Genomic DNA, 24,783 nt, shown 5'->3' with positions numbered 1-24,783 from the left:
GGGCTCGATCCGGCGGACGTCGACTACGTCGAGGCGCACGGCTCAGGCTCGCCCTCGCTGGACCCCCTGGAACTGACCGCGCTGGGCCGGGTCCTGGGCGAGGGGCGCCCGGCGGACCGGCCGCTGCTCGTCGGCTCGGTCAAGACGAACATCGGGCATGCGGAGGCCGCCGGCGGCCTGGCCGGGCTGATCAAGGCGGTGCTCTGCCTCGAGCACGGGCAGGTGCCCGCCAGCCTGCACCTGTCGAAGCCGAACCCCGAGGTGGCCTGGGACGAGCTGCCGCTGGTGGTGCCGACCGGGCTCGTCGACCTTCCCGAGACGGGCCGGCCGGTCGTCGCCGGCGTCTCCGGGCAGGGCTCCTCGGCGCTCAACGCCCACGTGGTGATCCGCAGCCCCGCCCCGGCCGAAGCACCCGCCGCGCCCCGCACCGCGCGAGGTTTGGCGCCTGCGGGCGCCGCGCGCCCCACGCCGTACGTCCTGGTGCTCTCGGCGCGCAGCGACGCCGCCCTGGAGGCACTCGCCCGGTCGTACGCCGACCACCTCTCCCCGGGCGGTGCGGGAGCCGCGTACTCCGTGCGGGACATCTGCTACAGCGCGGCCACCCGTCGGCAGCACCATGAGCACCGGCTCGCGGTCGTCGGGGCGAGCCACGAGGAGCTGGTGGCCGGCCTGACCGGCTCCCCGGGGCTGGGCGGCAGACCGCTGTCGGCCGTCGCCGAGCGCTACCGGAGGGGCGAGGACGTGGACTGGGAGGCGGTGTTCGGCGAACCGGGCCGCTTCGTCCCGCTGCCCACGTACCCGTGGCAGACCAAGCGGTACTGGCCGGGCGAGGAGCACGACGACGACGGTGGGGACCTGGCGTCCTGGGTGCTGCGCGAGCACGCCCGCACCGGCTTCGACGACGCGTCCACGCTCACCGACATCGGCATCGACTCCCTGGCCAAGCTGCGGATCATCGTCGAGCTGTCCAAGCGGTCCAGCCAGGAGGTCGACCCCGAGGAGTTCGGCAGGCTGCGCACCGTGGGCGAGCTGCGCCGGTGGACGCGCGACCTGGAGGCGGCCGCCCGATGAGCCACCCGGAGACCGCGTACGCCTGGTTCGCCCGCTCCGCCGACACCTACGGCGAGGACGCCGTCGCGCTGGAGGTGGACGAGGACCGGCTCACCTATGCGCAGTTGCGCGACCTGGCGGAACGGCTGGCCGCCCGGCTGGTCCTCGCGGCGGGCGGCAACCCGCCGCGCCGCGTGGGCCTGCTGGCGAGCCGTTCGGTGACCGCGTACGCCGGGTATCTCGCGATCCTGCGGGCCGGCGCGACCGTCGTCCCCCTCAACCCCGAGCATCCCTCGGCCCGCACGGCCGAGATCGTGAAGGCCGCCGAGGTGGAGGTCGTGCTGGCCGACACCGCCGGGGCGGGTACCGACCAGGGGGTGCCCGTCCTCACCGTGGGGCCCGACGAGCAGGCGGCCCTGTCGAAGGGGCCCGCACCCGAACTGCCGTATCCGGCGACCGGCCCCGACGACATCGCGTACATCATCTTCACGTCCGGGTCGACCGGCACCCCCAAGGGCGTGCCTGTCCCGCACCGCAACATCGCGACCTACCTCGCCCAGGTCGCGCCGCGGTACGACATCGCACCCGGCAGCCGGCTGTCGCAGTGCTTCGAGCTGACCTTCGACGGCTCCGTGCACGATCTGTTCGTCGCCTGGGCGGGCGGCGGCACCCTCGTGGTGCCGCGCCGCAGCCAGCTGCTGTCCCCGGTGAAGACCGTCAACTCCCTGCGCCTGACCCACTGGTTCTCGGTGCCGTCGCTGGTCTCCTTCGCCTCCCGCCTCGGCACCCTGAAACCCGGCAGCATGCCCACCCTGCGGTGGAGCGTCTTCGGCGGCGAACCACTCACCCTGGACGCGGCCCGTCAGTGGCGGGCCGCCGCGCCCGGCAGCCGTCTGGAGGTGCTGTACGGGCCGACCGAACTCACCATCTCCTGCACGGCGTACCGGTTCCCGGACGATCCGGCGTCGTGGCCCGACACCCCGAACGGCACCGCTCCGATCGGCACCGGGTATCCGGTCCTCGACCTGCTGCTGATCGACGAGGACGGCCGGCCCGCGGACAGCGGAGAGCTGTGCGTGCGCGGGCCGTTGCGGTTCCCCGGCTACCTGGACCCGGCGAACAACTCCGGACGCTTCCTGGACCCGGACGGCCGGCCCGGCGCCGACGAGCCGCTCACCGACCGGCACTGGTACCGCACCGGGGACCGGGTCGCGATGCGCGACGGGCAACTGGTCCACCTCGGCCGCACCGACCAGCAGGTGAAGATCCGCGGGCACCGGATCGAACTCGGGGAGATCGAGGCCATGGTGCGGCAGCAGCCAGGGGTACGGGACGCGGTCGTCCTCGCGATGCCCGCGCCCGACGGCGAGCCGGAGCTCCATGCCGCGGTCAGCGGCGACGGCTGCACGCCCGACGGGCTGTTCGAGGCGCTGGGCGAGCGGCTGCCGCCGTACATGCTGCCCCGCCGCATCGCCGTCCTCGATCAACTGCCGCTGAACGCCAATGGCAAGATCGACCGGCGGGCCCTGCTCGACGACCTCGGACGCTCCCGCTGAAGCACGCCGCTTCGGGTCACGTCACCGCAACACCCCCTTCCCCGACGTCTGTTGTGAGGCAACCCAGATGTACGACGCCATCGTGGTAGGCGCCCGTTGCGCCGGTGCGCCCACCGCCATGCTGCTCGCCCGCGCGGGGTACCGGGTGGTCCTGCTCGACAAGGCGCCCTCCGGCACGGACACCCTCTCCACCCATCTCATCCACCAGCCCGGGGTGGCGACGCTCGCCCGCTGGGGGCTGCTGGACGCACTGCGCGCCTCGGGGTGCCCGCCCTTGGACCGCGTGGTCTACGAGGTCGCCGACATCCGCCTGGAAGGGTGCGCCCGGGGCGTGGAAGGGCAGCGGGCGGCGTTCGCACCGCGCCGCCATGTCCTGGACGCCCTCCTCGTGGAAGCGGCGGCCGCGGCGGGCGTCGAGGTGCGCCACCACTGCCGGGTGACCGGACTGCTGCGCGACTCCAGCGGGCGGGTCGTGGGGGTGAAGGGACGTCGGGGGGAACATTCCTTCACCGAACGCGCACATCTGGTGATCGGCGCGGACGGTATGCGTTCCACCGTCGCCCGCCTCGCCCAGGCGCCGTACACCGTGGAGGACCCGCGGCTGACCTGCGCCTACTACACGTACTGGGCGGACGTCCCGGCCACCCTGGAGCTGTACGAGCGGCCGGGCAGCTGGGTGGCGGCCGTGGCCACCAACGACGCGGCGACGCTGGTCCTCGCCTACTTCCCGCAGTCCCGCTTCGAGGAGATACGCACCGACGCCCGGCGGGCCTACCTGGAACAGATCCGCACCACCGCGCCCGGCCTGTACGAGCGGCTCGCGGGCAAGGAGCCCCTGGAGCGGCTGCGCGGCACCGGTGACCAGCAGAACTTCTTCCGGCAGGCCGCCGGGCCCGGCTGGGTCCTGGTGGGCGACGCGGGGCACCACAAGGACTCCATCACCGCGCGCGGGATCAGCGACGCCTTCCTCCAGGCCGATGCGCTGGCCCGCAGGCTGGAGGGCCGGCTCGGCGGCGACCCGGACGGACTCGACGCCGCTCTGCGGGATTTCGCCAAGGAACGGGACGAAGTACTCACCCCGGGCTACGAGTCCACGCTCGGCGTGGCTCAACTCACACCGCACGAACAGCGACTGTCCCTGCTGCGCGCCGTACAGAGGGATGCGGAACTGACCGCGATCTATTTCGACATGGTGGCCGGAATCGAGACGGCGGGCGCCCTCTACACCCCGAAACTTCTGGCTCTGCTGTGATATGTCCCCCCGCATCCGCCCGGACGGCGACAGCAGCCAATTCGGTGAACGCACCTGGCAACTCACGTATGAAAGCGGTTAGTTGCCCTAAGCGGAAGCTGACGCTGCGCCATGATCCTGATACGGTTCAGCCTGATCGCCGACTCCGATGACGGTGAGGTCAAGTCGCCGCGCCGGGCGCAATCCGGCACTCGCACCGTCCCAACCGAACCAGTGCTTCGCTGCCGTACGAGGAATCAGATGCCAGGCACCCGCGACCGGCGGACGCGTCATCGGTCCGCCCCGCGCAGATCTCTCCGATTCTCGTTCGTCCTGCCCTTCGTCGTGCCCGCCGTCTGCCTGACCGGACTGTGGGGGTACACGGCGGCCGGTCTCGTCGACGAGCACGTCCAGTTGCAGGCCGACGCGGACCACGACACGTCGGCCGCCCGGCCTGCCCAGGCGGTGCTCTCCGCCCTGCAGAACGAGCGCCGTCTGACCGCCGTCTGGCAGGCGAGCCGCACCGGCGCCGCGCGCAGTGATCTCGAGGCCGCCCGCAAGAGGACCGACGCGGCCCTCACCGCCTACCGCGGCTCCTCCGGCCTGGACTCCTCGACGCTGCGACGCCGGGCGAAGTCGCTCGACGACGCGCTGACCGCGCTGGCCGACCGCCGTCAGGCGATCGACGCCCGCTCCCTGTCCACCGCCGACGCCTTCCAGTACTTCACCGACAGCATCGCCCAGGGCGTGTCGCTGGTGACCGCCGCCGTCCGCAGCGACAACGGGTCCCTCGCGCGGGGCGGCACCGCGACGGTCTCCCTGGTGCAGATCACGGAGATGCTCTCGCGCCAGGACGCCCTGCTGTCCGGTGCCCTGCCCTCCGGGCGCATACCGGCGACGGCCCGCGCCCAGTTCGCGGAGTACCTGGCGCTCCAGCGGGAGTTCAGCGCGGGCTTGACCGCCCGTGACCTGCCCGCGGGGGCGGCCGCCGGCTACACGCAGATCACCGACGGCGCGCAGTGGACGACGCTGGGCACGCTCGGCGACTCCTTGGCGTCCGCCCAGGGCACGTCGCTGCCTTCGAAGGCGTCGACATGGCCGGACACCGCGAGCGGTGTCCTCGGCGATCTGCAGTCGCTGGGCGCGGACTCCGTGCGGGGGCTCGCGGACGACGCCTCGGACCGGGCCGACGAGCTGCTGCTGGGCATGCTTCTGGGCACCGCCGCCACCCTGGCCGCACTGGCCGGCGGCGCGGTACTCGCGTTGCGCGCCCGGCGCGCGACGCTCGGCCGGGTGTCGGAACTCGAGGCGCGGGCCGAGGAACTGTCCCGTGCGCTCCCCCAGTTGCTGGCCCGTATCGAGCGCGGCGAGCACGTGGACGTGGCCGTCCTCGGCCCGCAGGATCGCCAGGCCGGCGACGAGCTGGAACGGCTGGCCGTGGCCATCGACCGGCTGGGCCGGGTCGCCGCGGACACCGCGCTGCGTCAGTCGAGGGGCCGCGAGGGCACCGAGAAGGTCTTCGCACAGCTGATCCGGCGCACCCAGATCCTGATCCACCGTCTGATCTCGCTCCTGGACGACCTGGAGCGCAAGCACGAGGACTCCGACCTGCTGAAGGACATCTTCAAGGTCGACCACCTCGCGACCCGCGTGCGACGGCACGCGGAGAACCTGGTGATCCTCAGCGGCTCCCCGCGGAGCCGCCGGATGACCGCGCCCGTCTCCATCACCGACGTGATGCGCAGTGCGGTCGCGGAGACCGAGCAGTACACGCGTGTGAAGGTGAAGAACCTGCCCGCGGAGCGGCGTGTCGCCCTGGCGGGCCGGGCCGTCGCGGACGTCACGCACCTGCTCGCCGAGCTGATCGAGAACGGCACGAGCTTCTCCCCACCGGACACCCAGGTGTTCGTCAGCGCCACCAAGGTGGCCAAGGGGCTGGCCATCCATGTCGAGGACCACGGACTCGGCATGCCGCCCGACAAGATGGCATACGCCAACGAGCTGCTCGCCCATCCGCCGAAGCTGGACATGACGTCCCTGGGCGAGGACCCGCGTCTCGGCCACTTCGTGGTCGCCCGGCTCGCCGAGCGGCACAAGATCAAGGTGGAGCTGCGCGACTCCGTCTACGGCGGCACACTCGTCGTCGTCCTGCTGCCCTCGGAGCTGCTGGAGGAACTCCAGTCGCCGGTCCTCGACCAGCTCAGGTCGGCGGCCTCGGCCGGCAACGCGCTGCAGAGCGAGCCCCGGGCCGAGGACAGGGTGCTCGCGGGCGCGGCCGTGGGAGCCGCCGGAAGCGTGACCGCGCCGGTGGTCGTGGGAGCGGACGTGCTCACGCACTCCCGCATCGCGGACCACAGCGGCTTTCCCGAGTACGGAGGTGCAGGTCTGTTGCCGCCCGTGTCGGAACACCCGGTACCCCCTTCCGAGCCGGACCGGTGGGCCACGCCCCAGCAGGCGGCCCCGGCCCCACGGGCGACGGCTTCCGAGGCCGGGCCCGGGTACACCGGGCAGCCGGCCGGGTACGGCGGGCCGGCGTCCGAGTACGCCGGGCCGTCGGTCGAGTACCCCGGGCAGCCGGCCCAGTACTCCCGGCCTGCGACCGGCTACGGCCGGTCGCAGGCCGGGCCACAGCCCGAGCAGCACCGACCGCAGGCCGGACCCCCGCCGGGTCGGCACCGGCCCCAAGCCGGGCCCCCGCTCGGACGCGAGCCCGGCACGGGGCGAACCGCGCCCGCCGGGGCGTCCGCGCCCGACGCGGCGCGCCCGCTGACGACGCCCCCGGTGCTGCCACAGCGGACCCGGGGAGCCAGCCTCGCGCAGCAGCTGCGCAGGGAGGCAGCACAAAGCCAGGGCCGATCCGAGGGTGAAGAGGACAACGGCGTCGTCTCCCCGGAAGCGTCGGCGCGCGCGATGATCGCCATTCAGCAGGGGCTGAAGCGGGCCCGGATGTCCGATCCGGACGGGCCGGCCGGCGCGGAGGGCCGACCGCAGGATCCGGGGGACCCCGGTGCCAATCGACTGTGAGGGAACGTTGAGCAATGACTGAGCAGGTACATCCCGGGCCGCAGCTGGACTGGCTCCTCGACGGCCTGGTGGACCGGATCCCGGAGATCCGCTGCGCCATCGTGCTGTCCGGGGACGGCCTCCTCATCGGCAAGTCGAAGGACCTGCGCCGTGACGACGCCGAGCACCTGTCGGCGGTGGGCTCGGGCATGCACAGCCTGGCCCGGGGCGCCGCGCGCCACTTCCACGGTGGGGAGGTCCAGCAGACGGTCATCCAGATGGAGAGGGCGTTCCTGTTCGTCACGGCCGCGGGCAGGGGCGCCCGGCTGGCCGCGATCGCCTCGGAGGAAGTGGATGTGGGGATGATGGCCTTCGAGATGGGCACGCTCGTCAAGCAGGTCGGCCAGTACATGAGCGCCGCGCCTCGCGTCCAGACACCGTCCGGCGGTCTTATTCAGGATGCGTGAACCGCGGTGGCTCGACGGTGCGGAGGCCGGGCGTCATTTACGGCCGTACGCCATCACGGGCGGGCGCACCCGCCACAGTCAGTACACGTTCACACTGATCACGCTGGTCGTCTCGCGGTCCCAGGCCGAGTCGGAGTACGAGTACCTGGAGCCGGAGTCGGTCCAGATCCTCGAGCTGTGCCGGGACCGCGCGGTGGCGGTCGCAGAGATCGCCGCGCACCTGGACCTGCCGGTGAGCGTGGTGAAGATCCTGTGCGGGGATCTGCTCAACGCCTCGCTCATCATCGTCCAGTCGCCGCCAGGGCAGGACGAGCAGCCGAGTGTGGAAATCATCGAAAGGGTGATGGATGGTATCCGTCAGCTCTGAGCCGGTCCTGCCCACCGCGCTGAAGATCCTCATCGCGGGCGGTTTCGGCGTGGGCAAGACCACCATGGTGGGCTCGGTGAGCGAGGTGCCCCCACTGGAGACCGAGGAGCGCATGACCGAGGCGAGCCTCGGGGTCGACGACCTGACCGGTGTGGAGGGCAAGTCGTCCACGACGGTCGCCATGGACTTCGGCCGCATCACCATCGCCCCGGAGCTGGTGCTGTACCTGTTCGGCACGCCAGGGCAGGACCGCTTCTGGTTCATGTGGGACGACCTGGCGACGGGCGCGCTCGCGGCGGTGGTCCTCGCCGACACCCGCCGCCTGGACGCCTCGTTCGCCTCGATCGACTTCTTCGAGGCGCGGGAGATCCCGTTCGCGGTGGGCGTCAACTGTTTCGACGGGCGCCGGGACTGCACCGCAGAGCAGGTGCGGGCGGCGCTGGACCTGGACCCGTCCACACCGGTGCTCCTGTGCGACGTACGGAACCGCAACTCCAGCAAGGCGGTTCTGCTGGCGGTCCTGGAGGCGGCCCGGGCCCGGGCGGCGGCCCGTCTGACCCCCATGGGCGGCTGACGCCCGCGGCCACTCGCTCGGGCCCGCTCAGCCCGCGAAGAAGGTGTCCACCCGCGCGGTGAAGTGCTCGGGGTCGTCCAGCCACGGGTAGTGCCCGGCTCCCGGCTGGACCGTGAACTCGGCCCTCGGGAAGAACTCGGTGACCCGGCGGGCGAGTTCGGGCCGGGGACCGCCGTCGAGTTCGCCCGCGTACACGAGGACGGGCGCGGTGAGGCGGGCGAGCGCGGCCAGGGTGGCGGGCGGGTCGAAGGCCGCGTCGGAGAGGAAGACGTCGGCCGCCGCGTCGTCGGCCTGCCCCGCCCGGTCCGCGACGTGCTCCTGCGCCGCAGCGTCCCACCGTCCGTAGAAGAAGGGTATGAAGACCGGGTCGAAGTCGCCGTCGCCCTTCAGCCAGGCCTCGAACGCCGGGAAGGCCTCCTCGTACCAGGGCTCGCCCTCGCGCAACCGTGCCGCCTCGAGCCGGTCCGCGGCCGTGGCGGGCATCCCGAGCGCCCAGGGTGTGACGGTGATCAGGGCGAGCCGGGCGACGCGCTCCGGGTACCGGGCAGCGTGGAGCAGGGCCAGGCTGCCGCCCGCCGAGTGCGCGAGGATGTCCATGCGTTCCAGGCCGAGGTGCTCGCGCAGCGCCTCCACGTCGTCGACCAGTCGGTCGCAGCGGTACGTGTCCGGGTCCGCCGGCACGGCCGAGAGCCCGGTCCCGCGCAGATCGAGCAGTACCAGCCGCCGCCGTTCGTCGAGCCCGCCGAGGTCCCCGAGGTACGCGGAGGCCCGCATCGGTCCACCGGGCAGCACGACGAGCGGTTCCCCCTCTCCGCGCAGGTGGTAGGCGAGTCGGGTCCCGTCGTACGCGTCGAAGGTCGGCATGTGGCTGATCTTCGGGGCGGGGTGGGCTTCGCCGCAAGAAAGTTACGGCCTGGCTCTTGCCTCCGGCCGGGCGGGCTGGATTACTGATCCTCGGCATCTACCGAATGATCGGTCGACCGGTTCGTGACGATTGCTTGTGATTGCTAGGGAGGCGTCCCCATGGCACACGCTCGGGGTCTGCTGGACGCGGGGGAACGGCTCGACGCCCAGGCGCTGCGGGCCCTGCAACTGGAGCGGCTGCGGGCCTCGCTGCGACACGCCTACGAGCACGTTCCCTTCTACCGGGAGTCCTTCGACAAGGCGGGGGTGCGGCCGGAGGACTGCCGTACGCTCGCGGATCTCGCCCGGTTCCCGTTCACCGTGAAGGCGGACCTCCGGGAGCACTACCCGTACGGCATGTTCGCCGCGCCCAGGGAGCGGATCCGCCGCATCCACGCCTCCAGCGGCACCACCGGACGTCCCACGGTCGTCGGGTACACCGACAACGACCTGTCGATGTGGGCCGACATGGTGGCCCGGTCCATCCGCGCGGCGGGCGGCCGGCCCGGCGACACGGTCCATGTGGCGTACGGCTACGGCCTGTTCACCGGTGGCCTCGGCGCGCACTACGGCGCCGAACGCCTCGGCTGTACGGTGATCCCCGCCTCCGGCGGCATGACGGCCCGCCAGGTGCAGCTGATCCAGGACCTCCGGCCCGGGGTCATCATGGTCACCCCCTCGTACATGCTCACCCTGCTGGACGAGTTCGAGCGCCAGGGCGTCGATCCGCGCACCACCTCCCTGCGCGTCGGCATCTTCGGAGCCGAGCCGTGGACCGAGGAGATGCGGCGCGAGATCGAGGAGCGGCTCGCGATCGACGCCGTGGACATCTACGGGCTGTCGGAGGTCGTCGGCCCGGGTGTGGCGCAGGAGTGCGTCGAGACCAAGGACGGCCTGCACGTCTGGGAGGACCACTTCTACCCGGAGATCGTCGATCCGGTCACCGGCGAGGTACTGCCGGACGGTGAGGAGGGCGAGCTGGTCTTCACCTCCCTCACCAAGGAGGCCATGCCCGTGATCCGCTACCGGACGCGGGACCTCACCCGGCTGCTGCCCGGCACGGCGCGCGTCTTCCGCCGCATCGAGAAGATCACCGGGCGCAGCGACGACATGGTCATCCTGCGCGGGGTCAACCTCTTCCCCACGCAGATCGAGGAGATCGTGCTGCGCACCCCGGGCGTGGCGCCGCACTTCCAGCTCCGGCTCACCCGCGAGGGCCGGCTCGACGCGCTCACCGTGCGGGCCGAGGCCCGGCCCGGCGCCACCCCGGAGCAGCGTGAGACGGCGGCGCTCGCCATCGCGGCGGCCGTGAAGGACGGGATCGGTGTCTCGGTGGGGGTCGAGATCGTCGAACCGGAGTCCCTGGAGCGATCCGTGGGCAAGATCAGGCGGATCGTGGACCTGCGGCCGCGCTGACCGCTCGTCAGCCCCCGAACCGGTCCCGCAGCTCCCGCTTGAGGATCTTCCCGCTCGCGTTGCGCGGCAACTCGTCCACGAACAGCACCCGCTTGGGCGCCTTGAAGTGTGGCAGCTTCTCGCGCACGTGGTCGATCAGTTCGGCCTCGGTCACCTCGCCGCGCGGTACGACGACCGCGGTGACCGCCTCGATCCACCGCTCGTCGGGCAGGCCGATCACCGCTGCCTCGGCGACCCGTTCGTGGGTGTAGAGGGCGTCCTCGACCTGCCGCGAAGCCACCAGCACACCGCCGGAGTTGATGACGTCCTTCACCCGGTCGACGATGGTGAAATACCCCTCGGCGTCCCGCACGGCGAGGTCCCCGGAGTGGAACCAGCCGTCGCGGAACGCCTCGGCACTCTCCTCCGGCTTCTCCCAGTAGCCCTCGCACAGTTGCGGTGACCGGTAGACGATCTCTCCCGGTTCCCCGTCGGGCACGTCCTTGCCGGACTCGTCGACGAGCTTCGCCTCCACGAACAGCACCGGACGCCCGCACGAGTCCATGCGTCCCTTGTGCTCGTAGGGCCCGAGGACCGTGGCGAGCGGGCCGATCTCGCTCTGCCCGAAGCAGTTGTAGAACGCGAGCTTCGGCAGCCGCTCCTTCAGTCGCTCCAGGACGGGCACCGGCATGATCGAGGCGCCGTAGTAGGCCTTGCGCAGGCCGCTGAGGTCGCGGGTGGCGAAGTCGGGGCGGTTGGCCAGTCGGATCCAGACCGTGGGCGGCGCGAACAGGCTGTCGGCGCGGCCCGCCTCGATGAGGTCGAAGAGCCGGTCGCCGTCGGGCGCGTCCAGGATGACGTTCTCCGCGCCGACGGCGAGATAGGGCAGCAGGAAGACGTGCATCTGCGCCGAGTGGTAGAGCGGCAGGGCGTGCACCGGCCGGTCGCCCGCGCTCAGGTCGAGTGCGGTGATCGCGCTCAGGTACTCGTGCACCAGGGCGCGGTGCGTCATCATCGCGCCCTTGGGCAGCGCGGTCGTGCCGGAGGTGTACAGCAGTTGCACCAGGTCCTCGGCGCGCGGTTCCTCGCCGTCGTACGGCTCGGTGGCGGCCAGCCGCGTGAGCAACGAGTCGTCCGCGTCGCGCAGCGGCAGCCGCCGCACGCGCTGCGGGAGGTTCCCCGCGAGGTCGGGGTCCGTGAGGACGAGGGAGCAGCCGGACTGGTCGACGATGTACTCCAGGTCGTCGCCGGTCAGGTTCTGGTTCACCGGCACGTGCACCAGTCCGGCGCGGGCGCAGGCCAGGAAGGCGATCAGATAGGCGTCGGAGTTGTGGCCCAGGGCGCCGACCCGGTCGCCGGGGGCGAGCCCGGCCTCCCGCAGCACCCGGGCGGCGCGCGAGACGGCGTCGTCGAGTTCCGCGTAGGTCCACGACCGGTCGGCGTAGCGGATGGCCACCCTCGCCGGGGTGCGCCGGGCACTGCGCCGCAGGGTGCCGTCGACCGTGACGCTTCGTCCCGCCGTCATGTCCCGCTCCTTCGTGTCCGGCCCTGGCGCGATCCTCGCCGGGCATGCGGGACAGGTCAAGCAGCCGTCACACGGGGCGGGGGCGTGCTCGGCCCCGAGTCGCTTGCTCAGCTCCGTCTGCAGGGGCGCAGGATGCCGCAGCGGCCCAGAGGACGGAAGAGGTCTTCTGATGACCCGTCAGGTTTTCAAGCGGCTCCGGCTCCGGTTCACGGCAGCGCCTCCCCGAGGTCCTCGAGCACCGCCATCGCCGCGTTGTGCCCGGGCACGCCGCTCACGCCGCCGCCGCGCACCGCGCCCGAGCCGCACAGCAGGACGTTCGCGTGCGGGGTCTCCACGCCCCAGCGGCCCGTGCCTTCCTGCGCGTACGGCCAGGCCAGTTCGCGGTGGAAGATGTTGCCGCCCGGCAGCCGCAGGTCGCGCTCCAGGTCGAGGGGGGACCTGGCCTCGATGCAGGCGCGCCCGTCCGCGTCGGTGGCCAGGCAGCTCTCCACCGGCTCGGCGAGGTGGGCGTCCAGCTGCGCCAGCGTCGACTTCAGCAGTTCCTCACGTACGGCTTCGTTGTCCTCCTCGAAGAGCCGGGCGGGGGTGTGCAGGCCGAAGAGGGTGAGGGTCTGGTAGCCGCGCTCGACGAGGTCGGGGCCGAGGATGGTGGGGTCGGTGAGCGAGTGGCAGTAGATCTCGGAGGGTGGCGCGGCGGGCAGTGAACCGGCGGCGGCCTGGGCGTGGGCCGCGGCCAGTTGCTCGTATCCCTCGGCGATGTGGAAGGTGCCGGAGAACGCCTCGCGCGGGTCGACGCCGGTGTCGCGCAGCGCGGGCAGCCGGGTGAGCAGCATGTTCACCTTCAGCTGGGCACCCTCGGCCGGGGCCGGCGGGGTGTCGCCGGTGAGCCGGGCCAGCTCCTGCGGGGAGGCGTTCACCAGGACGTGCCGTGCGGAGACGGTGCCCTGCCCCTCCGCGCTCCGGTAGGTGACCTCGGCGGCGCGCCCGTCGGTGTCGATCCGCACCACCTCGCGTCCGGTGGCGACGACCGCCCCGGCGGCGCGCGCGGCCGTGGCGAGCGCGTCGGTCAGGGCGCCCATGCCGCCGACGGGGACGTCCCAGGCGCCGGTGCCGCCGCCGATGACGTGGTAGAGGAAGCAGCGGTTCTGCTTCAGGGAGCTGTCGTGGGCGTCGGCGAAGGTGCCGATGAGCGCGTCGGTGAGGACGACTCCGCGGACCAGGTCGTCGGTGAAGCGGGCCTCGATCGCGGCGCCGATCGGCTCCTCGAACAGGGCCTGCCACGCCTCCTCGTCGTCGATGCGGCGGCGCAGGTCGTCACGGGTGGGCAGCGGCTCGGTGAGCGTCGGGAACACCCGCTGGGCCACCCGCCCGGTCATGCCGTAGAAGCGCTGCCAGGCCTCGAACTCGCGGTCGGAGCCGGTGAGCCGGGCGAACGCCTCCCGGGTGCGCCGCTCGCCACCGCCGACGAGCAGCCCCGTCGGGCGCCCGTGGCGCTCGACGGGGGTGTACGAGGAGACGGTGCGCGCCCGCACGCGGAAGTCCAGCCCCAGGTCCCGCACGATCTTCCGGGGCAGCAGGCTGACCAGGTAGGAGTAGCGCGACAGCCGCGCGTCGACCCCGGCGAACGGGCGCGTGGACACGGCGGCGCCGCCGGTGTGGTCCAGCCGCTCCAGCACGAGCACGGACCGCCCGGCCCGGGCCAGATAGGCGGCGGCCACGAGGCCGTTGTGGCCGCCGCCGACGATCACGGCGTCGTACCCCTCGTGTCTCTGGTTTCCCTCGTGTCCTTCGCGTGCAGGCATGCTTCTTCGTAGCACGCGAAGATCCGGATCGGCCAGAGACGGGCCGGGCGGTGGCGGATCAGCCGACGTGCCCGCCGACCTTGTACGGTGCGGGCCGTGCGCCGGGGCCGAGCCGGGCCATGGCGCGCAGAACGTGCTTCGGGGGCAGTTGCCAGCGCAGGCGTGCGGGGATGCGGCGCAGCAGGGTGCCGGTCAGGCGCAGCCGCCGGGTGACCACCCCGGGGCTCGGGACCGGGCGGCCGTAGAGTTCGTGGGCGTACGGGGGCAGGGCGGCGTACGCCAGGTTCGCCACCCGCCGCCACAGCAGGGCGCGCGCCGGGACCAGCAGCGGGTGGACCGGCGGGCGCCGCAGGAAGTCGTCCACCTCGAGGGCCTCGGGCCCGGCGGCGAGTTCGGGTCGTACCTTCTCGAAGTACGCGGCCAGCTCGGCCTGGTCCGCGGGGACCCTCTCGGGGTCGAGCCCCACGAGGACGGCCGCGGCCCGGTTCTCACGGACGTACCGGTCGGCCTGCGCCTCGGTGAGCCGGAACCCCGAGCGGCGCAGGACGTGGAGGTAGGAGTCGATCTCGGCACAGTGCACCCACAGCAGCAACCCGGGCTCGTCGACCGCGTACCGCTCGCCGGTGACGGGGTCCGTGGCGCCGAGCATGCCGTGGATCTTCCGCACCCGCGCCGCGAGCCGCTCGGCGGCCTCGGTGGTGCCGTACGTCGTCGTCCCGACGAAGTTCGCGGTGCGCATCAGCCGGCCCCAGGCGTCGCGGCGGAAGTCCGAGTTCTGCAGGACACCGCGCACGGTGGGCGGGTGCAGGGCCTGGAGGTAGAGCGCGCGGATGCCGGCGACCCACATCATCGGGTCGGCGTGCATCTGCCAGGTCACCGAGGAGGGCCCGTAGAACCCCGGATCCGCGTCCACGCGGCCAGTGTGACCTCGTCCGCCGGGCTCCATCAACCCACCGTCCCCCGCGGTACGCCGGCTCGGCGACCGGGCCGGCCGTGCCGACATGTCAGCACGGCCGGCCTGATCCGGACGACAGGCCCCGGGCCTCAGTGCACCGCCTGCTTCACGAGTGCGCCGATCCTCGCCTCGTCGGCGGCTGTCAGCTGCTTCAGGGCGTAGGAAGCCGGCCACATGGTGCCGTCATCGAGGTTGGCCTTGTCACTGAAGCCGAACGTCGCATAGCGGGACTTGAACTTCTCCGCGCTCTGGAAGAAGCAGACGACCTTGCCGTCCAGGGCGTACGCCGGCATCCCGTACCAGAGCTTCGGGGCGAGCTCCGGTGCGCTCTCCTTGACGACGGCGTGGATCCGTTCGGCCATGACCCGGTCCGACTCCTGCATCTCGGCGATCCTCGCGAGCACGGCGGCCTCGTCCTCCGCCGCCTTGGCGGCCTTCGCCCCGCGGCGCGAGGACGTCCTCAGCTCCTTGGCGCGCTCCTTCATCGCGGCTCGTTCCTCGTCCGTGAATCCCTCGGCCGCGGTGTCGGTCGTGGCGATGCTCTCGGCGGGCTTCTGCGTACGCGTCACAGCGAGTTCCTCCCCGTGTACGGATGGATGGGTACATCTTCATGCCGGCCGGGTCCGGCAGCGACGGTTCTTCGAGTGCCGGACGGTCATCCCCACGCGCCGGCGATCTGGCGGGTCGTGGCGTTGAGCCGGTTGAACAGGTTGGTGACGCCGATCATCAGGATGATCGCGGCCAGCTGCTTCTCGTCGAAGTAGGTGGCGGCGGCGTCCCAGACCTCGTCGCTCACCGCGTCGGGACGGTCGGCCAGCCGCGTCGCGGCCTCGGCCAGCGCGAGCGCCGCCCGCTCCTCCTCGGTGAAGTACGGGGCCTCCCTCCATGCGGCGACCGTGGCCAGGCGCTCGTCGCTCACCCCGGCCTTGCGGGCGGTCTTCGCGCCGCCGTCGACACAGGCGCTGCAACCGTTGATCTGGCTGACCCGCAGATGCACCAGCTCCAGCGTCTGCCCGTCCACGCCACCGGAGTGCACGGCCTTGAAGAGCTGCTGAATGGGCTGCATGGCGTCGGACAGCACGACGGCGGGGTTCTGCATGCGCGACTGCATGTCTGCTCCTCGTTTCGATCCGGCGCCCCGCTGTCGTCGGGGCGTGACTCCATGACAGCCCTCACGGCGCGCCACGACCATGGAGGTGGGACGCCGTGGGACACCTGAAACACCCTTGACCTGCGGTGACTTGCCCGGCGAGACTTCTGCCGCCATGGGACGGAAGGCGGGGGAACGGTGGACGTACAGGAACGGGCGGCGGCGAACGACCCGCAGGAGGAGCTGGCGGCCCGGCTGCGCCTGCTGCAGGAACGGTCCGGACGCGGCGTACGGGCCCTCGCGCGGGACAGCGGCCTCAGCTCCTCGTCGCTCTCGCGCTACCTCAACGGTCAGACCGTGCCGCCGTGGCCCGCGGTGGTCGCCCTGTGCCGTCTCGTCAAGCGCGACCCGCGCCCCCTGCGTCCCCTGTGGGAGCGGACCTCCAACCCGCTGCCGGCGCCCCCGAAAAGCACCCGCCAGGGCCGGCCGCGGCCCCGCAACGACCTGCCGCGCGACGTGCCCGACTTCACCGGACGCGAGGAGCAGCTGGCCGCCGTGTTCGCCGCGGTGGAGAGCCATCGGGCCGTCTGTGTCGACGGCATGGCGGGCGTCGGCAAGACCTGCCTCGCGGTGCACGCCGCGCACCGGCTCGCCGCCGGCTTCCCGGACGCGCAGCTCTACGTGGACCTGCACGGGTTCACCGAGGGCCGGCCCCCGCTCGACCCCGACTCCGCACTGCGCATGCTGCTCGGCGCGCTCGACGTCCCGTCCGAGCGGGTCCCGCAGGAGGGCCTCGAGCAACTGGCCGCCTGCTGGCGGTCGGAGCTGGCCCACCGACGGGTCGTCGTGGTCCTCGACAACGCCGCCGACGCCGAGCAGGTGCGCCCGCTGCTGCCGGGGGCCGGCCCCTCCGTGGCCCTCGTCACGAGCCGCAACCGGCTGCTCGGGCTGGACGAGGTGCCTCCGGTCTCGCTCGACGTGCTGAGCCCGCAGGAGAGCGCGGAGCTGCTGGCCCGCGCCAGCGGCGAGCCCGGCGGGCGCGACGGCCGGCTGGCCCGCGACCCGGAGTCCGCCGCCGAGGTGCTGCGGCTGTGCGGCCATCTGCCGCTCGCCCTGCGGCTGGCCGGGGCACGGCTGCGGCACCGGCCCGGCTGGACCGCGGGCGTCCTCGTCCAGCGGCTGGCCCAGGGCGCGAGCGAGTTCGACGCCGCCCTCGCCATGTCGGTACGGCAGCTGAAACGGTCCCACGCCCGCCTGTTCCGGCTGCTGGGCCTGCTGCCCGGGGAGTCCTTCGACGAGTACGTGGCGGCGGCGCTGGCGGACGTACCGCTGCACACCGCGCAGGAGATGCTGGAGGACCTGCTCGACGCGCACCTCGTCCAGCAGCCGGTGACGGGCCGCTACCGGCTGCACGACCTGGTGCACCAGTACGCGCGCCGGGCCGCGGCGGAGCACGGCTCCAAGGCCGATCGCGAGCGGGCCCTCGGCCGGGTGCTGGACTACTACGTGCACGCCGCGGCCGCGGCGGACGCCGCGATGCCGTTCCTGTCGCCCGGACGGGCCGCCTCCGCGGGCCGGCCACCGGCCGAGCTGCCGCGGTTCGCGGACAAGAACGCGGCCTTCGCCTGGTTCGTCACGGAGTACGCCAACCTGATCGCCGCCTTCGAGACGGCGGCCGCCATCGGGGCCGACCCGCACGTGTGCGAGCTGCCGCGGTTCCTGCGGGCCTACTTCGCACGCCGCTGCGGCACGACACATCTCAACGTCCTCTTCGAGAGGTCGCTTGCCGCGGCCGAGCGCCTCGGCGACCCGCTCCAACTGGCCGAGGCTCACAGCGATCTGGGCTTCGCGCGCTACAACGCGGGCCGGCTGGCGGAGGCGTCAGCCGCGTACGAGGCGGCCGGAGCCCTGGTGTCCCGGGCGGGGGACGGGCGTGCGGAAGCCGAGCTGGCCCTGCGCCGCGGCTATCTCAGCTGGGACACCGGGCACGTCGAGGAGCCGCTCGAACTCTTCCGGCTGGCAGGGAAGTTGTACGAGCAGGCCGGGTGCCCGGCGGGCGCCGCCGACGCGGCCGCGGCGGAAGCGTGGGCGATGCTGCAGCTGGGGCACCGTGAGGAGGCGGCGCAGCGGTCACGGGAGGTGCTGGGCCTCCCGCACACGGATCCCGCGTGGCCGCCCGCTCTGACGGCCCGGATCACGCTCGGCGTGGCCATCGCCCGCGAGGAACCCGACGAGGCGGTGGAGCATCTGCGCCGTGCGCTGGCGGTGGCCCGCGACGACGGGCACCTGCACAACCAGGCGTGGTGCCTGAACTGCCTGGGCGTGGCACTGCGGCAGATGGGCCGGTACGAGGAGGCGCTGGCCTGCCACAAGGAGGCGTTCGCACTGCTCGAGGAGCTGTTCGAGGAGCACTGGAAGATCCATTTCCTCAACGGCTATGCCGAGACCTGCCGGCTCGCGGGCCTCCCCGAGGAGGCCCTGCGGCTGCACCGCCAGGCGCTGGAGCTGGCCCCAAGACTGGGGAACCGGCCCGAGGAGGTGCTGGCCCACGAGGGCATCGCGACCGTGCTCGACGCGACGGATCCGGCGAGGGCCGCCGAGCACCGTGCGGCGGGGCAGGCACTCCTTGGCGGGGTCGGCCCCCGGGCTTAGAGCCCCGGCGGACGACAGGCCGAGCCGGTTTCCCGGGTGGTACCCGTGTGCCGCCTGCCGGGGCGAAGGCCGTCTTACAGAACGGCGACGGTCTCCTGGTTGGCGTAGCTGAACCCGTCGTTGTCGAAGTAGAAGACGGTGACCTTGACCTTGTCCCCCTTCTCGAAGTGCGAACCCGCGGCCGGGCGCAGGGCGACCTGCGCGATGTGGCTGTCGTAGTCGCAGACGAGCTTGTCCTTCTTGATGGTCCCCGCGGCGATCGACTCGTCGCGGGTGCCGCGGAGCGTCGTCGCGTTGGCCACGAGCTGGTGGTCCATGCCGACGTCGCAGGAGTAGGTGACCTTCACCTGCAGGCCCGGAGCATGGAGCGACACCTTGTCGATGGCCAGCAGGTTGGCCTTCGCCGCCGCCGAGGGCGCGCCCGCCAGGACGCCCGCACCGACCAGGAGAGCGGTGGCCGCCGTTCCGGCGAGGCGTCGCCGGAGAGTGGATGACTGCACGGTTTCTTCCTTCCCCCTTACGCGGTCACCCTTGGTCGAGGCGTTGGAGAAGTCTCCAACTGAGCGGATGACCGCGGAAGTTGATCGATTTCCGATCTGGATGTTACGTGTTCTTTGAGCGCTATGGCGTCGGATGCCAGTTCTGAGGTGCGTCCTGGCTCCTCATCCCTCGGTCGCCACCTCGGGCGGCAGGTTGAACGGCGTGACCACCTGGATCGGCGACGGAAGACCGGGTCCCTCCTCGGGCAGGGCCCCGTGTGCCCGCATGACCGTCTGGCAGGCGCGGCGCATGTCCTGGCGCAGGTCGTGGTGGAGTACGGCGGAGACGCGGCGCTCCCGCAGCAGACGGGTGTTGTCACGGTCGAGGTCGTGCGCGACGAAGACGGCCGGTACGCGGCCGAGTGCGGCGAATGCCTCGACGGTCGCCGCGTTGCCGCCGCCGATGGAGTAGACGGCGTTGATGTCCGGGTCCTGTTCCAGCGCGGCCAGGACCAGCTCCCGCTGGGTGGCGTCCAGGCCGTCGCTGTCGGTGACCTCGACCACGGTGCGGTCGGGGCAGGTCATCCGCAGCGCGCCGCGGAAACCCATCTCGCGTTCCTCCTCGCCACGGAAGAAGCCCCGGCTGATGGTGACCAGCACATGGCCCGGGCGGTCCCCCAGCCACTGGTCGACGAGGTACGCGGCGGTGGCTCCCGCGGCGCGGTTGTCGATGCCGACGTAGGCGCGGCGTGCACTGCCCGGCAGGTCCGTCACCAGGGTGACCACGGGGATCCCGGCCGCGACCAGCCGGCCTACGGCGCCGGTGATCTCGGGCAGGTCCGGGGCCTTGAGGATCACCCCCTGGGTGCCACGCCGGGCGATCCGGTCGAGGACGCGGACGAGTTCCGCGGGCGGGCAGGTCTCGCGGAAGTGGAAGCGGGAGCGGACGACCGCCGGGTGCAGTGAGGGCAGTTCGGCCTCCAGGGCGTCGCGCACCGCGGTGGAGAACCGGGCCGGGGTCTGCATCACTATGTCGATCATGAAGGTGCGGCCGCCGATGCGGACCTGCGTCCGCTGCCGGTCCAGGTCCCTGATCGCCTGGTGCACCTCGCGCGCCGTGCTCTCCCGTACTCCGCCCCGGTGGTTGAGGACTCGGTCGACGGTGGCCTGGCTCAGTCCGGCCTGCCGGGCGATCTCGCGGATCGTGTACGGGTGTCCCATGGCTGTTCCCGGAAGTGGAGGAGGCGGTGGAGGTTGGATGGCTGTGATGATGGATTTTTGATGGCCCCCTGATTGTTGATTGAAGGTCCCGGGTTCACAAGACTGGCCGAAACGACGGCACTGCGAAGGGACTCCGCGATGGCTCTCACCACCGCCGGACCCGGGATCTGGCTGCGCGAGGAGGACTGCGACCTCGACGCCTTCCGCTCCCTGGTCGACGAGCGCACCGATCCGGCCGCATACCCGCTCGCCGACGGGATCGACCAGAACGTCCTCGTGTACGACAGCGACAGGCTGCGGGCCGCCGGGCCGGAGCAGGTACGGACGGAGTGGGTGCGTGCCCTGCTGGACGGGCCCGGGATCGTGGTGCTCAAGCGCGCGTTCCCCGACCTCGACGTGGTGGACCGTGCGAGCGCCGTCTTCACCGCATTGATCGAGCGGGAACGCGCGGCGGGCACCGCCCGCGGTGACCACTTCGCCGAGCCCGGCGCCAACGACCGGGTGTGGAACGCGCTCGACAAGATGGCCGCCCACGATCCGGTGACGTTCGCCGACTACTACGGCAACGACATGCTGGCGCTGATCGCGGGGGCCTGGCTCGGCCCCGGCTACCAGATCACCTCGCAGATCAACCAGGTCAACCCGGGCGGCGCGGCGCAGAGCGTGCACCGCGACTATCACCTCGGGTTCCTGGGTCAGGAGCAGGCGGCCCGCTACCCGGCCCACGTCCACCGGCTCTCCCCCGTGCTCACCCTGCAGGGCGCGGTGGCGCACTGCGACATGCCCGTGGAGTCGGGACCCACGCTGTACCTGCCGCACTCGCAGAAGTACGAGCCCGGCTATCTGGCCTGGCGGCGACCGGAGTTCGTCGCGTACTTCGACGAGCACCACGTCCAGCTGCCCCTTCAGAAGGGCGACGCGGTCTTCTTCAACCCCGCGCTCTTCCACGCCGCCGGGCACAACCGCTCCGCGGACATCCGGCGGATGGCGAACCTGCTGCAGATCTCCTCCGCCTTCGGCCGCGCCATGGAGAGCGTCGACCGCGAGGCGGTGTCGAACGCGGTGTATCCGGTGCTGCTGAGGCGCAAGGCCGAGGGCGCCGACGAGGACTGGCTGCGCCGGGTGGTCGCCGCCTGCGCCGAGGGCTATCCGTTCCCGACCAATCTGGATCTGGACCCGCCGGTCGACGGGCTGGCACCGCCCTCGCAGGCGGACATGGTGTGGCGGGCCGTGACCGAGGACTGGAGCCCGGAGCGGCTGCGGCAGGAACTGCGCGCGGGCGCCGAGCGCCGGCGGATCTGAGAGGGAAACACATGGGACTGCTTCAGGACAAGGTCGTCCTCGTCAACGGCGGGAGCCAGGGTGTCGGCGCCGGTGTCGTCCGGGCGGCCCTGCGGGAAGGGGCGCGCGTGGTCTTCACCGGGCGCCGGGCCGACGCAGGCGAGGAGTTCGCGAAGGAGACCGGCGCCGTCTTCGTACGGGCGGACCTCGCGGATCCGGCCGAGGCGCGCAGCAGCGTGGAACAGGTCGTGGCCCTGTGCGGCAGGATCGACTGCCTGGTGAACGCGGCCGGGCTCACCTCGCGGGGTTCGCTGCTCGACACCACGCCGGAACTCTTCGACGCGCACATCGCGATCAATCTGCGGGCGCCGTTCTTCGCGATGCAGGCGGCCGTGCGGAACATGGTGGACCGCGGGGCGCCCGGCACCATCGTCAACATCATCACTTCCTCGGCCCACGGCGGGCAGCCGTTCCTCGCCCCGTACGTCGCCGCCAAGGCCGGTCTGATGGGGCTCACCCGCAACGCCGCGCACGCACACCGCTGGGACCGCATCCGGATCAACGGTCTGAACATCGGCTGGACGGACACCGAGGGCGAGGACGCGATCCAGCGCGCCTTCCACGGCGCCGGGGACGACTGGCGTGAGAAGGCGGCCGAGGCCGTGCCGATGGGCAGGCTCGGGCAGGTCGACGAGATCGCCGACTTCGCCGTCTTCCTGCTCTCCGACCGCAGCGGCGTGGTGACCGGTTCGGTGATCGACTGGGACCAGATCGTCTTCGGCGGACTCGACTGAATTCTCAGCCCTCATCCCGTCGGCTGTCGCACATCGTTCATTGGAGCAACTTCTCATGCGTATCGGCATCCTGGGCCTCGGACGGATCGGCGCCTTCCACGCCGCCACCCTCGCCGCGCTGGACACGGTGGACTCCCTGGTGGTGACCGACCCCGTGACCGCGGCCACCGCGTCGGCGGCGGAGCGCTTCGGGGCGAAGGCGGTCGACTCTCCCGAGGCGCTGTTCGCCGCCGGCGTCGACGGCGTCGTGATCGCCGCGGCCACGGACGCCCACCCGGCGCTGATCCTCGCCGCCGTCGAGGCGGGCGTCCCCGTCTTCTGCGAGAAGCCGGTGGCGAAGACCGTCGAGGAGAGCCTGCGCGTGCTGCGCGCCGTGCGGGACAGCGGCGTCGAGGTGCACATCGGGTACAACCGGCGTTTCGACGCGGGCTGTGTCGCCGCGCGCGAGGCGGTCCTCGCCGGTGAGCTCGGCCCGCTGCACACCGTGCGCTCCACGACCCTGGACCCGGCGCCGCCGCCGGAGGCGTACATCGCGGTCTCCGGGGGCATCTTCCGTGACTGCTCCGTGCACGACTTCGACATCGTGCGCTGGGTGACCGGGCGGGAGGTCACCGAGGTGTACGCGGCCGGCGGCAACCGCGGCGCGGAGTACATCGCCGCCGCCGGTGACGTCGACACCGCCTCCGCACTCCTCACCCTGGACGACGGCACCCTCGCCGTGATCTCCAACTCCCGGCACAACGCGCGCGGCTACGACGTACGTCTGGAGCTGCACGGCATGAAGGACAGCATCGCCGTGGGCCTGGAGGACAAGCTGCCACTGCGGTCCGTCGAACCGGGCGCCACCTTCCCGGGCGGAACCCCGCACCACTTCTTCATGGACCGCTTCACGGACGCCTACCGCGCCGAACTCGCCGCCTTCACCGAGGTGGTGGCGGGCACGAGGCCCTCACCGTGTACGGTGGCCGACGCCATCGAGGCGAGCTGGGTCGCCGAAGCCTGCACGCTGTCGCTGGCCGAGCACCGGCCGGTGCGGATGGACGAGGTGCGCCACGGGATGGACGAGGTGAAGTGAGGCATGGGCGAATCGCTGCGGATCGGGCTGCTGGGAGCGGCCCGCATCACCGAGTTCGCGCTCGTGGCCCCGGCCCGCGCGGGCGGACACCGTCTGGTCGCGGTGGCCGCCCGTGACCGGAACCGGGCACAGGCGTTCGCCGATGCCCACGGCGTGGAGCGGGTCGTCGGCTCGTACGCCGATCTCGTCTCCGACCCCGAGGTCGACGTCGTCTACAACCCGCTCGCCAACGGTCTGCACGGCCCCTGGAACCTGGCGGCGCTGAAGGCGGGCAAGCATGTGCTGAGCGAGAAGCCGTCGGCGAGCAACGCCGAGGAGGCGGCCGAGGTGCGCGACGCCGCGTCGACGGCGGGCACGGTGTTCATGGAGGGCTTCCACTACCTCTTCCACCCCGTCACCCGGCGGCTGCACGAACTGCTCGCCACCGGGGAACTCGGCGAACTGCGGCACGTGGAGACCGTGGTGGCCATGCCCCCGCCGCCAAAGGACGACGTGCGCTGGTCGCTCGCGCTGGCCGGCGGCGCCGTGATGGACCTGGGCTGCTATGCCCTGCACGCCCAGCGGATGCTCGCACCGTGGGCCGGCGGCGCCCCCGAGGTGGTCTCGGCGCGCGGTGGGGAACGGCCGCAGGCTCCGGGCGTCGACGCCTGGCTGGACGCGGAGCTGGCCTTCCCCGGCGGCGCCACCGGAACCGCGCGCTGCTCCATGGTGCACGGCGCCTGGCAGGCGACGTGCCGGCTGGTCGGCACCCGGGGCGAGGCCGTGGCGCTCGACTTCGTGCTGCCGCACCAGGACGACCGGGTCGTGGTGCGCACGGACAGCGGCGAACGGACGGAGGAGCTGGGACGCACGTCCTCGTACACCTACCAGCTCGAGGCGTTCGCGGCCCGGGTGCGGGGCGGACAGCCGCTGCCTCCCCCGGACTCCGTCGGCGGGTACCCTCCTCTCACTCCGCTGGACGCGGACGACGCGCTGGCGACGATGCGGCTCATCGACACCGCCTATGAGAAGGCCGGGTTCACGCCCCGGCCGCGCAGCTGACGTGCCCGGCTGTGACCGGGCTCGCTAGTTGGCACCAGGCCACGTTCACGACCTGCACTGATACCAAGTAGCTTCGGCAATCGGAGCCGCAGAGTCAGCGAAATAGTTGGCACTTTGGTACAGCGCAGGTCATGAGGCGTGCGTCGCCATAGCGGGGCCAGAAACCGGAACTCGTACTTCCAGACAATTCTCTTGGAAGGAGTGAAATGGGGCCATCTCGGCGGGGGGTGGGGTCAGTGGGCGGGCGTGCGGCCCGTCAGTGGTGCGGGGCGGCGATGGCGGCGAGATGCGTGCCAGGGCGGACGGAGAGTCCGTTCATGCC

Annotated in this window: 21 protein-coding genes; 13 read left to right on the top strand and 8 right to left on the bottom strand. The window is 72.2% G+C overall.

Features of this window, described 5'->3' with window-relative positions:
* The 7 genes from C3488_RS34125 to C3488_RS34095 form a co-directional block, all read left to right on the top strand.
* Nucleotides 1-1,071, top strand: a 1,071-nt coding sequence (locus C3488_RS34125) for a ketoacyl-synthetase C-terminal extension domain-containing protein (protein WP_258053829.1), incomplete at its 5' end; no start/stop codon positions are given.
* Nucleotides 1,068-2,606 (top strand): amino acid adenylation domain-containing protein, encoded by a 1,539-nt coding sequence (locus tag C3488_RS34120; RefSeq protein WP_103844767.1) that lies wholly within the window; start codon nucleotides 1,068-1,070, stop codon nucleotides 2,604-2,606. The genes C3488_RS34125 and C3488_RS34120, both read left to right, overlap by 4 nt.
* Nucleotides 2,607-2,673: 67 nt before the next feature.
* A complete protein-coding gene (locus tag C3488_RS34115; protein WP_103844766.1) occupies nucleotides 2,674-3,858 on the top strand; it encodes an NAD(P)/FAD-dependent oxidoreductase in 1,185 nt (394 codons plus the stop codon).
* Between the two features lie 240 nt (nucleotides 3,859-4,098).
* Entirely contained in the window at nucleotides 4,099-6,861 is a 2,763-nt protein-coding gene (locus tag C3488_RS34110) for a nitrate- and nitrite sensing domain-containing protein (RefSeq protein ID WP_103844765.1), read from the top strand.
* A gap of 14 nt (nucleotides 6,862-6,875) precedes the next feature.
* Nucleotides 6,876-7,307 carry a roadblock/LC7 domain-containing protein gene (locus C3488_RS34105; RefSeq protein ID WP_103844764.1) on the top strand — a complete coding sequence of 144 codons (432 nt, stop codon included), beginning with the start codon at nucleotides 6,876-6,878 and terminating at the stop codon, nucleotides 7,305-7,307.
* Nucleotides 7,300-7,674 carry a DUF742 domain-containing protein gene (locus C3488_RS34100; protein ID WP_103844763.1) on the top strand — a complete coding sequence of 125 codons (375 nt, stop codon included), beginning with the start codon at nucleotides 7,300-7,302 and terminating at the stop codon, nucleotides 7,672-7,674. Before C3488_RS34105 ends, C3488_RS34100 begins: the two co-directional genes overlap by 8 nt.
* Nucleotides 7,655-8,248 (top strand): ATP/GTP-binding protein, encoded by a 594-nt coding sequence (locus tag C3488_RS34095; protein WP_103844762.1) that lies wholly within the window; start codon nucleotides 7,655-7,657, stop codon nucleotides 8,246-8,248. Before C3488_RS34100 ends, C3488_RS34095 begins: the two co-directional genes overlap by 20 nt.
* A 27-nt stretch (nucleotides 8,249-8,275) precedes the next feature.
* On the opposite strand, the gene C3488_RS34090 is transcribed toward C3488_RS34095, so the two are convergent.
* The gene (locus tag C3488_RS34090; protein ID WP_103844761.1) at nucleotides 8,276-9,112 is read right to left on the bottom strand and encodes an alpha/beta fold hydrolase; all 837 of its coding nucleotides are present in this window, start codon (nucleotides 9,110-9,112) and stop codon (nucleotides 8,276-8,278) included.
* A gap of 159 nt (nucleotides 9,113-9,271) precedes the next feature.
* Here C3488_RS34090 and paaK point away from each other — a divergent pair, with 159 nt between their 5' ends.
* Entirely contained in the window at nucleotides 9,272-10,567 is a 1,296-nt protein-coding gene (gene paaK, locus C3488_RS34085; RefSeq protein ID WP_103844760.1) for a phenylacetate--CoA ligase PaaK, read from the top strand.
* Between the two features lie 7 nt (nucleotides 10,568-10,574).
* Here paaK and C3488_RS34080 read toward each other — a convergent pair whose 3' ends face one another.
* The 5 genes from C3488_RS34080 to C3488_RS34060 all read right to left on the bottom strand — a co-directional run bounded on the left by C3488_RS34080 (nucleotide 10,575) and on the right by C3488_RS34060 (nucleotide 15,939).
* Nucleotides 10,575-12,071: an acyl-CoA synthetase gene (locus C3488_RS34080; protein ID WP_103844759.1), complete on the bottom strand. Its 1,497-nt coding sequence runs from the start codon at nucleotides 12,069-12,071 to the stop codon at nucleotides 10,575-10,577.
* A 206-nt stretch (nucleotides 12,072-12,277) separates the two neighbouring features.
* Nucleotides 12,278-13,873, bottom strand: a complete 1,596-nt coding sequence (locus tag C3488_RS34075) for an NAD(P)/FAD-dependent oxidoreductase (protein ID WP_103844758.1) — start codon at nucleotides 13,871-13,873, stop codon at nucleotides 12,278-12,280.
* A gap of 58 nt (nucleotides 13,874-13,931) precedes the next feature.
* A complete protein-coding gene (locus C3488_RS34070) occupies nucleotides 13,932-14,819 on the bottom strand; it encodes an oxygenase MpaB family protein (protein WP_103844757.1) in 888 nt (295 codons plus the stop codon).
* Nucleotides 14,820-14,917: 98 nt separating this feature from the next.
* Nucleotides 14,918-15,313 carry an iron chaperone gene (locus tag C3488_RS34065; protein WP_219822360.1) on the bottom strand — a complete coding sequence of 132 codons (396 nt, stop codon included), beginning with the start codon at nucleotides 15,311-15,313 and terminating at the stop codon, nucleotides 14,918-14,920.
* Nucleotides 15,314-15,483: 170 nt separating this feature from the next.
* Nucleotides 15,484-15,939 carry a carboxymuconolactone decarboxylase family protein gene (locus C3488_RS34060; protein ID WP_103844756.1) on the bottom strand — a complete coding sequence of 152 codons (456 nt, stop codon included), beginning with the start codon at nucleotides 15,937-15,939 and terminating at the stop codon, nucleotides 15,484-15,486.
* Nucleotides 15,940-16,116: 177 nt separating this feature from the next.
* Here C3488_RS34060 and C3488_RS34055 point away from each other — a divergent pair, with 177 nt between their 5' ends.
* Nucleotides 16,117-18,570, top strand: a complete 2,454-nt coding sequence (locus C3488_RS34055) for a tetratricopeptide repeat protein (RefSeq protein ID WP_103844755.1) — start codon at nucleotides 16,117-16,119, stop codon at nucleotides 18,568-18,570.
* Between the two features lie 74 nt (nucleotides 18,571-18,644).
* On the opposite strand, the gene C3488_RS34050 is transcribed toward C3488_RS34055, so the two are convergent.
* Both C3488_RS34050 and C3488_RS34045 read right to left on the bottom strand, forming a co-directional pair.
* Complete coding sequence (locus tag C3488_RS34050) at nucleotides 18,645-19,070, bottom strand: hypothetical protein (RefSeq protein WP_103844754.1); 426 nt, start codon at nucleotides 19,068-19,070, stop codon at nucleotides 18,645-18,647.
* 162 nt (nucleotides 19,071-19,232) lie between these two features.
* Complete coding sequence (locus C3488_RS34045) at nucleotides 19,233-20,270, bottom strand: LacI family DNA-binding transcriptional regulator (protein WP_103844753.1); 1,038 nt, start codon at nucleotides 20,268-20,270, stop codon at nucleotides 19,233-19,235.
* A gap of 138 nt (nucleotides 20,271-20,408) precedes the next feature.
* Between C3488_RS34045 and C3488_RS34040 the strand changes: the two genes are divergently transcribed.
* Genes C3488_RS34040 through C3488_RS34025 form a run of 4 tightly spaced genes read left to right on the top strand, consistent with a single transcriptional unit; the run spans nucleotide 20,409 to nucleotide 24,461 of the window.
* Nucleotides 20,409-21,572, top strand: a complete 1,164-nt coding sequence (locus C3488_RS34040) for a phytanoyl-CoA dioxygenase family protein (RefSeq protein WP_103844752.1) — start codon at nucleotides 20,409-20,411, stop codon at nucleotides 21,570-21,572.
* An 11-nt stretch (nucleotides 21,573-21,583) separates the two neighbouring features.
* Nucleotides 21,584-22,345 (top strand): SDR family oxidoreductase, encoded by a 762-nt coding sequence (locus tag C3488_RS34035; RefSeq protein ID WP_103844751.1) that lies wholly within the window; start codon nucleotides 21,584-21,586, stop codon nucleotides 22,343-22,345.
* A 55-nt stretch (nucleotides 22,346-22,400) separates the two neighbouring features.
* Complete coding sequence (locus tag C3488_RS34030) at nucleotides 22,401-23,420, top strand: Gfo/Idh/MocA family oxidoreductase (RefSeq protein ID WP_103844750.1); 1,020 nt, start codon at nucleotides 22,401-22,403, stop codon at nucleotides 23,418-23,420.
* A gap of 3 nt (nucleotides 23,421-23,423) precedes the next feature.
* Complete coding sequence (locus tag C3488_RS34025; RefSeq protein ID WP_103844749.1) at nucleotides 23,424-24,461, top strand: Gfo/Idh/MocA family protein; 1,038 nt, start codon at nucleotides 23,424-23,426, stop codon at nucleotides 24,459-24,461.
* The last annotated feature ends 322 nt before the right edge of the window (nucleotides 24,462-24,783 follow it).

The sequence above is a fragment of the Streptomyces sp. Ru72 genome, assembly GCF_002920635.1.
Lineage (GTDB): Bacteria > Actinomycetota > Actinomycetes > Streptomycetales > Streptomycetaceae > Streptomyces.
The sequence above is the reverse complement of the archived record's forward strand: the minus strand, read 5'-3'. Positions and strand labels throughout refer to the sequence as shown.

Excerpts from the sequence above, each read along its gene's own strand:
- C3488_RS34115 (WP_103844766.1), top strand. The coding sequence starts at position 2,674 with ATGTACGACGCCATCGTGGTAGGCGCCCGTTGCGCCGGTGCGCCCACC.
- paaK (WP_103844760.1), top strand. The coding sequence starts at position 9,272 with ATGGCACACGCTCGGGGTCTGCTGGACGCGGGGGAACGGCTCGACGCC.
- C3488_RS34040 (WP_103844752.1), top strand. The coding sequence starts at position 20,409 with ATGGCTCTCACCACCGCCGGACCCGGGATCTGGCTGCGCGAGGAGGAC.
- C3488_RS34060 (WP_103844756.1), bottom strand. The coding sequence starts at position 15,939 with ATGCAGTCGCGCATGCAGAACCCCGCCGTCGTGCTGTCCGACGCCATG.
- C3488_RS34100 (WP_103844763.1), top strand. The coding sequence starts at position 7,300 with ATGCGTGAACCGCGGTGGCTCGACGGTGCGGAGGCCGGGCGTCATTTA.
- C3488_RS34045 (WP_103844753.1), bottom strand. The coding sequence starts at position 20,270 with ATGGGACACCCGTACACGATCCGCGAGATCGCCCGGCAGGCCGGACTG.
- C3488_RS34110 (WP_103844765.1), top strand. The coding sequence starts at position 4,099 with ATGCCAGGCACCCGCGACCGGCGGACGCGTCATCGGTCCGCCCCGCGC.
- C3488_RS34065 (WP_219822360.1), bottom strand. The coding sequence starts at position 15,313 with ATGAAGGAGCGCGCCAAGGAGCTGAGGACGTCCTCGCGCCGCGGGGCG.
- C3488_RS34030 (WP_103844750.1), top strand. The coding sequence starts at position 22,401 with ATGCGTATCGGCATCCTGGGCCTCGGACGGATCGGCGCCTTCCACGCC.
- C3488_RS34080 (WP_103844759.1), bottom strand. The coding sequence starts at position 12,071 with ATGACGGCGGGACGAAGCGTCACGGTCGACGGCACCCTGCGGCGCAGT.
- C3488_RS34120 (WP_103844767.1), top strand. The coding sequence starts at position 1,068 with ATGAGCCACCCGGAGACCGCGTACGCCTGGTTCGCCCGCTCCGCCGAC.
- C3488_RS34090 (WP_103844761.1), bottom strand. The coding sequence starts at position 9,112 with ATGCCGACCTTCGACGCGTACGACGGGACCCGACTCGCCTACCACCTG.
- C3488_RS34075 (WP_103844758.1), bottom strand. The coding sequence starts at position 13,873 with ATGCCTGCACGCGAAGGACACGAGGGAAACCAGAGACACGAGGGGTAC.
- C3488_RS34070 (WP_103844757.1), bottom strand. The coding sequence starts at position 14,819 with ATGGAGCCCGGCGGACGAGGTCACACTGGCCGCGTGGACGCGGATCCG.
- C3488_RS34035 (WP_103844751.1), top strand. The coding sequence starts at position 21,584 with ATGGGACTGCTTCAGGACAAGGTCGTCCTCGTCAACGGCGGGAGCCAG.
- C3488_RS34095 (WP_103844762.1), top strand. The coding sequence starts at position 7,655 with ATGGTATCCGTCAGCTCTGAGCCGGTCCTGCCCACCGCGCTGAAGATC.
- C3488_RS34105 (WP_103844764.1), top strand. The coding sequence starts at position 6,876 with ATGACTGAGCAGGTACATCCCGGGCCGCAGCTGGACTGGCTCCTCGAC.
- C3488_RS34025 (WP_103844749.1), top strand. The coding sequence starts at position 23,424 with ATGGGCGAATCGCTGCGGATCGGGCTGCTGGGAGCGGCCCGCATCACC.